The sequence below is a fragment of the Rhodothermales bacterium genome, assembly GCA_013002345.1.
Classification (GTDB): Bacteria; Bacteroidota; Rhodothermia; order Rhodothermales; family JABDKH01; genus JABDKH01.
Genome location: JABDKH010000233.1, coordinates 1 through 7,393, shown reverse-complemented (window position 1 = coordinate 7,393; position 7,393 = coordinate 1). Strand labels below are relative to the sequence as shown.

Sequence of the window (7,393 nt, the reverse complement as noted above, 5' to 3'; positions counted from 1 at the left end):
GGCTCGCACTGGGCATCGGGTTGCTCGTGGACAATTCGATTGTAGTCCTGGAGAACATCGCCCGGCACCGCGAGCTCGGGGCCACTCGGCTCGAAGCCGCAAAGCGAGGTGCCAGTGAGGTGACGATGGCTGTGATCGCATCCACGCTGACCACTGTTGCCGTGTTTGCACCACTCGTGTTTGTCAAGGGAATTGCCGGACAGCTTTTCAAGGACCAGGCACTGACAGTCACCTTCTCTCTGCTAGCCTCCCTCCTCGTAGCGATAACGTTGATTCCGATGCTGGCCTCATTCGGTGGCGGGCGTAAGGACGAAGACGTGCAGGCTCCAGTACTGCGGACGCCCCGTACCCGGGTTGGCCGCTGGCTCCGAGCGATTCGGTTGTTCTTGTTCAACACCGTGCCATCATTCGTCGCCAGGATCATTGTTCGAGCCTCAAAGTGGATCGCGGTGGGCTTCCGTGTCATTCTTATGCCTCTCACCGGCTCGTTTAACTGGGCCTACGATCGTGCGGCGGACGCATATCCTTCGGTACTGGACTGGTCGCTCCGGAGGCGTGGCGTTGTCCTCGTATCTGCTTTCGCGCTGTTTGCCGCGTCACTGTTGATTGTACCGCGACTTGGCGTCGAGTTCATTCCGCCGCTATCTCAGGGAGAGTTCCTGATCGAAATGCGCTTGCCGCCCGGGACGCCACTCGAGCAGACGGATGCAATAATGGCACAGATTCAGCGTTCGGCGATTGGTGTTGATGCGATTAACTCGACTTTCGCGTCAGTTGGCACCGGCAACCGCATGGATGCGAATCCTGATGAGGGCGGCGAAAACTGGGGCGAACTCCATGTCGAGATGGCTTCGTCAACGGATGAGGTCGCCGAAGCCGCCGCATTTGCAAGCCTCCGAACCGAGCTTGAGCGAATACCGGCGATTCAGTACAAGTTCGGTCGACCGACCCTGTTCACCTTCAAGACTCCCATCGAAGTCGAGGTATCCGGCTACAATCTCGACGAATTGAGGCTTGTGTCGCAGGCGATATCGCAGCGATTGTCCAGCCTGGATCGTTTTGCCGATGTCAAGAGCACGACGGAGCAGGGACATCCGGAGGTCAAGATCCTGTTTGACCGCGATCGTGCCGCTACCCTTGGGCTGGCGGTCCATGACGTCGCGAACCGCGTTGTCAACCAGGTTCGGGGCGAGGTCGCTACTAGATACTCCTGGAGAGATCGCAAGATTGACATCCTCGTCAGGGCGCGGGAGGAAGACCGGGGATCGATCGACGATCTACGCCAGCTGATTATCAATCCGGAGAGCGCGCGTCCCGTGACGCTTGAGTCCGTAGCCGACATCGTCGTCGACATTGGACCCAGCGAAGTGCGAAGGGTAAGCCAGCAGCGGGTTGCCATCGTCACCGCAAATCTCCGGTATGGCGATCTTGGGGCGGCGACGACGATCATCCAGTCGGTGGTCGACGAACTCGTCCTCCCCGACGGAATATCGGTCCGGCTCGCCGGTCAAAGTGAAGAGATGGCCAGCAGTTTCCGGTCGCTTCTATTCGCGCTCTCCCTGGCTGTGTTTCTGGTCTACCTGGTCATGGCATCCCAGTTTGAATCGCTCATCCATCCGTTCGTCATCTTCTTCTCGATTCCTCTCGCAGCAATCGGGGCTATTGTTGCGCTGTGGATAACGGGCTCGACGCTGAGTGTCGTCGTTTTCATAGGCCTGATCTTGCTGGCGGGTATCGTCGTGAACAACGCGATTGTGCTCGTCGATCTGATCAACCAGCTGCGGGCGAACGGACAACCCAAGATGGAGGCGATTCGTGAGGCGGCACGACTCCGACTACGTCCGATTCTGATGACCACCTTGACAACCACACTCGGCCTCCTCCCATTGGCCATGGGTTTCGGCGAGGGTGCAGAGATACGCGCACCCATGGGCATCACAGTGATTGGGGGGTTAGTCATCTCGACATTGCTGACCTTGATTGTTATCCCTGTTATGTATTCGATCCTCGATCGAAAGCCAGATGCGAAGATGGCAGTAGATCCTGCGTGACCAGATAGCCGAACAATCGATATGACACTTTCCGACCTGTCAATGCGTCGCCCGGTTACGACCATGATGGCGTTCGTGTGTCTGGTCGCAATTGGCGGGATCTCGTCGCGTCTCATTCCGCTGGAGTTGTTTCCGGAGTTCGACGCTCCCATGCTGTGGATCAATCTGCCGTACCAGGGCTCCACACCGGATGAGATCGAGCGAGAAATCACCCGTCCGGCGGAAGAGGTCATTGCGACTGTCGCAGATATCAAGAGGATGCGCTCCGACTCCCGTGAGAACGGAGCGAACGTGCATCTGGAGTTTGACTGGGGCGTCGACACGGATATCAAAGCGATCGAGGTTCAGGAGAAGCTTGATGGCATTCGACATTTACTTCCACCTGATTTCCAACGGTTCTTCGTCGGTCAGTTCTCCAGCACCGACATGCCGATTCTCCAGATGAGGATCTCGTCACAGCGAGACCTGTCCGGTGCGTACGATCTGCTGAAGCGAAAGCTGGTTCTGCCGGTTGAGCGGGTCGACGGTGTCTCGAAAGTCGAACTCTACGGCGTGTGGCCACGGGAGGTGCGGATTGAGCTCGAATCCGACCGGGTTTCGGCTCACCAGGTCAGTCTTGTCGAACTGATGAGCACGCTCCAGGGTGCAAATTTTTCGGTGACGGCCGGAAAGATCACCGACGGTTCCAGGCGCTATCTGGTTCGGCCCGTCGGCGAGATCTCGGATCTCAATCAACTTGAGAGCCTTCCAATTTCGCGAACAGGTCTCCGACTTGGAGACATAGCTAAGGTTGTACACGACGATCCCGAGTTGCGTGAGGGTCGACATCTCGACGGCAACTTTGCGATCGGCCTAAGCGTGTTCAAGGAGAACGGTGCGAATACCGTCGAGGTCGTGCGCCGGATAACCGCCGAGTTCGATGACCTTCAGGAAGATCCCGAGATGCAGGGCATCAACCTGTACTTCATGAACAACGCTGCGGAGGGTATAACGTCATCGCTCGAGGACCTGTTGAATGCGGGAATACTCGGCGGCCTATTCGCCTTCGTGATCCTTTTCTTCTTCTTGCGCCGAATGAGCACGACGATGATCGTGGCCATGGCGGTGCCCATATCGATCGTGGTCACTATCGGGTTCCTGTATTTCCTCGGCTTCTCCCTGAACATCCTTACGATGATGGGGCTCATGCTGGCGGTTGGGATGCTGGTCGATAACGCCGTCGTCGTCACCGAGAGCATCCATCGCCATCAGCACATAGACACCGAAGGTGACTCGAGGCTCTCGGCGTTGCGCGGCGTCAAGGAGGTTGCGCTCGCCGTAACCGCGGGAACACTGACTACGGCCATAGTCTTCCTGCCCATGATCGTGAGCCAGGCCGACGAGGTCACGATCTATTTGAAGCATGTGTCTGTGGCGATTTGCGTCGCACTCGTAGTGTCGCTGTTGATCTCGCTGACGGTCGTACCTCTACTGACGGCCCGCCTGAAGCCACCAAAGCATGCCGGTTCGAACATCATTGACCGGGCGATCGATCGATATGCGCGAATGCTGTCGTGGATGATCGGCCACCGCTGGGGATCAACAGGCATCATTCTCCTCGTGCTCGTCACCGCCGCCATACCGATAAAGTTCGTCAAGTCTGACTTCTTCCCCGATCAGGAAGACGCGGACGAGATTCGCCTCATCTATCATATCAACGATACGTATACGCTTGAGCGTGTTGAGCAAGCGGTTGACAAGATCGAGGCCTATCTCTTCGAAAACAGGGACGAGTTCGAGATCGAGTCGGTCTACTCCTACTATACCCCGAATCGGGCCGTCTCGACTCTGATCTTGAACGATCCGGACGAGGCGAAGAAGGACGCATCCGAAATAAAGGAGCTGATCAAGGAGAATCTTCCAAAGATCTCGATTGGCTCGCCCTCGTACTCCTGGCGAAGTACGGGCGGCGCTGAGTCCGTGCGGGTAACGCTGAGCGGCGAGTCGAGCGAGTTGCTAGCGGACTTGTCGGAAGACATCGAGACCGTTCTTTCTCGGATTGATGGCCTCGTTGATGTGCGCAGCGAGGCGTCGCTGGGAGAGCGGGAAGTGCACGTGGTTGTTGACCGGGATCGTGCACAACAGTACGGATACTCGAGCGAGGATGTCGCTATCACGATTTCCTCGGCAATGCGCGGTCGCAACTTGCGCCGTTTTCGCACTCCGGACGGTGAGATTGAGATGCGCATTAAGTACCAGGATGTCGATCGTCAGGCCGTGGACAATCTGCGCAATCTTACGCTTGGTGGTGACCAGGGTCAGCAGGTAAGTCTGGCATCGCTTGCTGACTTCAGTATGTCGCGGGGGCCGCGTGGGATCCATCGAGAGAATCGTAAAACCATGATTGGCGTTACGGCCGGACTGAACGGAATTACGTCAAACGAGGCGACTCCCAGAATACGCGAGGCCCTCGAGAGGTACGAGATGCCCGCCGGATATACGTGGGATCTGGGACGGTCATTTCGTGACGAAGAGGACTCGCAGGCCATCATGCTGATGAACTTACTGCTGGCGCTTGCGCTGATCTATCTCGTGATGGCGGCGCTTTTCGAATCCCTGATTCATCCGGCCGCAATCTGGTCGTCAATTGTCTTTTCGATCATCGGCGTCTACTGGTTCTTCCTAATCACGAACACTACGTTCAGCATCATGGCATGGATCGGCATACTGGTCCTTGTCGGCGTTGTCGTGAATAATGGGATTGTACTTATCGATCACATCAACTTCCTGCGTTCGGAAGGCATGCCGCGATCGGAGGCGATCGTCCAGGCGGGTCGCGACAGAATGCGGCCCATTATCATGACGGCGGCGACAACTGTGCTCGGATTGATCCCACTCTGTATCGGTACCAAGCAGATTGGCGGGGACGGTCCTCCGTACTTTCCGATGGCGCGTGCCATTGTTGGCGGCTTGACGTTCTCGACGGTAGTCACGCTCATCATACTGCCGTCGATCTATGTGATGCTCGACGACGTACGCGCCTGGAGTCGACGGGTTGTGGCGTACGCAAGAGCCGATCGGTAGGATTTGGCCCCTCACTCTTGCAGGGCTAGATTTCGCCCAACCGTTATCCTCGCCATCAGTGCCCAATTCTCGCGTGCGCACAACCCTCACCTCGTCATGCGAGGAGGCCGCGGCCTTCATTCGTCGTGGCGAGCTTGCGGCATTTCCGACTGAGACAGTTTACGGTCTTGGAGCAGACGCCCTTGACGTGACCGCTGTGAAGCGGATATTCGAGGTCAAGGGGCGGCCCACCGACAACCCCATGATCGTTCACCTGGCGAACGCAGATGACATTCAATCGGTCGTCCGTGAGATTTCGCGGGCCGCCGGGTTACTGGTAAGCGCCTTCGTTCCGGGACCCTTGACGCTCGTGCTTGAGAAGGCCTCGATAATACCGATGGAGGTCACGGCCGGTCTGACGACGGTCGGCGTTCGCGTGCCGGCCCATCCGGTAGCCCATGAGTTTCTCAGTGCGTGCGGTCGACCCGTCGCAGCACCGTCCGCCAACCGGTCCGGAGCACCGAGCCCGACGACATGGGAGTCCGTTAGGGAGGATCTCGACGGCCTGGTGCCCTGCATTCTTAAGGGCGACCGTTCTGCTGTCGGCCTCGAGTCAACAGTCGTTGACTGCACCGGATCCACCCCGATGATTCTCCGGGAGGGAGCCATCGGTCTGGACATGCTTCGAACGATTGTACCCGGGGTCCAGCCGTCTTCCACGTCCGGCGGCCGCACAGAACGAAGTCCCGGGCTCCGGCATCGGCATTATGCGCCCGAAGCGCGGGTACGATTGTACGATCCTGACGCACCGGTTCCAGCGGAATCAAGCGCCTACATTGGAGTCTCGAGGCCGCTAGCCGAAGCGGGCTTTGAGATCGTCATGATCTGCCGCGACGTAGATCACTACGCGCACGAGCTGTTCCACTTCTTTCGCGAATGCGATCGAAAGGGTGTTCGGCGTATCTACTGCCAGCGCCCACCGGCGTCGGGCATTGGTGCCGCCCTGCTGGATCGAATCGTCAGAGCGGGAGAACCGGCGTCGCGAAAGGGCTGAGACGATTGTCTACTCGTTCCCGATCGTTTCCGACATAGTCGTAAAGCCGCCCGCCTGATTGACCGCACGAAGCTCAAGGGTCCCCCCTGCTGTTATGAGTCCGGCCGGCACTGGGACGCGATGCATCTGCAGTCCATACGCGGACCGACCCGGTGGGATCAGCGATACTTCGGACCAGTTGGACAGCCTCGCACCGTCTTCGGCCAGAACGCGATACTCGACCCGCTTGATGGGCGAGTTACGATCCGAGATCCCATCGAGAAACATGAGAAGTCGCTCATCGCGGAGGTAGACTTTGACCGACTTCACCTGGGGACCGGTGACGTCAGGATTCAGATCGGTGGCCTCAGGCGCCTCGATCTCCCGTGTCGGTGGAAGTTCAGCAGAGGGTTCGTCGTGCGCAGGTATTGCGGCGATGTCGGGTGCTATCGGTCGACTTGGTGCGGGCTCCACCGTGGTCGGGGTCACCTGTGCCGTATCCGTTGCGGGTGCAATGACCGGCGGAGCGGGCTGCGGCCTTGGAGTCGGCGGTATCGGCCTGGCGCCCACCGCAATCGACGGATTCGCGATATCAATGATTGATATCGGCGAGGCAATCAAGCGCTGTACTTCCCGCTTCGCAGCAAGCGCAGAACCCGTCGAAGAGAACTGCCCGACTACGACGCGGTATGCCGTGCTGGCATTTGCCCGTGAGTCCGTGACGATGCCTGTTCTCAAGCCTTTGATCTTGAACTGACGCATCAGTTGCTCTGCAGATGGCCGATCAAGATAGGTCCCTACCACCCAGCCATAGCCACCTGTCGACGACGACACCGCCGCAGTGCTCCGCAACTCGTCGGGCGAGTAACGCGCTCGATGAACTGGAGCGATAACATCCGGCTGGTTGTCGACTCGCCGCGGCGTGGAATCAGTCCGGTCGATGCGTTCTCCGTTACGCGACAACACCAGAACCTGCGTCGTCAGCGTGTCCGCGCTGAGACGGTTCCTTGCGACGACGCTGACTGTGTAAGATCCTGGCTCACGATAACGCTGTAGCACGTTGTTGCCGATCAGACGCGTCCCATCGCCCATGTCCCACATATAGTTTACCGGCCACGTCGCACCGTGGTGCAATCTGACTCGGTAATTTACCGGTTCGTCAGCCATTGGCGTCCTTGACCCGTAGATCTCGACCATCCTGATCCGCCCTTCAGTCGATGGCGCCGACGCGATAAGCGGATCATCAAGATTCCGATATCTCTCGTCC

General features: G+C 58.3%; 4 protein-coding genes. 3 read left to right on the top strand and 1 reads right to left on the bottom strand.

Features of this window, described 5'->3' with window-relative positions; translation table 11 throughout:
- The 3 genes from HKN37_11630 to HKN37_11620 form a co-directional block, all read left to right on the top strand.
- On the top strand, positions 1-2,051 hold a 2,051-nt coding region (locus tag HKN37_11630; GenBank protein NNE47297.1), incomplete at its 5' end, for an efflux RND transporter permease subunit.
- Between the two features lie 21 nt (positions 2,052-2,072).
- Positions 2,073-5,114 carry an efflux RND transporter permease subunit gene (locus HKN37_11625; protein ID NNE47296.1) on the top strand — a complete coding sequence of 1,014 codons (3,042 nt, stop codon included), beginning with the start codon at positions 2,073-2,075 and terminating at the stop codon, positions 5,112-5,114.
- A gap of 73 nt (positions 5,115-5,187) precedes the next feature.
- Entirely contained in the window at positions 5,188-6,147 is a 960-nt protein-coding gene (locus tag HKN37_11620) for a threonylcarbamoyl-AMP synthase (GenBank protein ID NNE47295.1), read from the top strand.
- 9 nt (positions 6,148-6,156) lie between these two features.
- Here HKN37_11620 and HKN37_11615 read toward each other — a convergent pair whose 3' ends face one another.
- On the bottom strand, positions 6,157-7,293 hold the full coding sequence (locus HKN37_11615) for a PKD domain-containing protein (protein NNE47294.1): 1,137 nt from the start codon (positions 7,291-7,293) through the stop codon (positions 6,157-6,159).
- Positions 7,294-7,393 lie beyond the last annotated feature (100 nt).

Excerpts from the sequence above, each read along its gene's own strand:
- HKN37_11625 (NNE47296.1), top strand. The coding sequence starts at position 2,073 with ATGACACTTTCCGACCTGTCAATGCGTCGCCCGGTTACGACCATGATG.
- HKN37_11615 (NNE47294.1), bottom strand. The coding sequence starts at position 7,293 with ATGGCTGACGAACCGGTAAATTACCGAGTCAGATTGCACCACGGTGCG.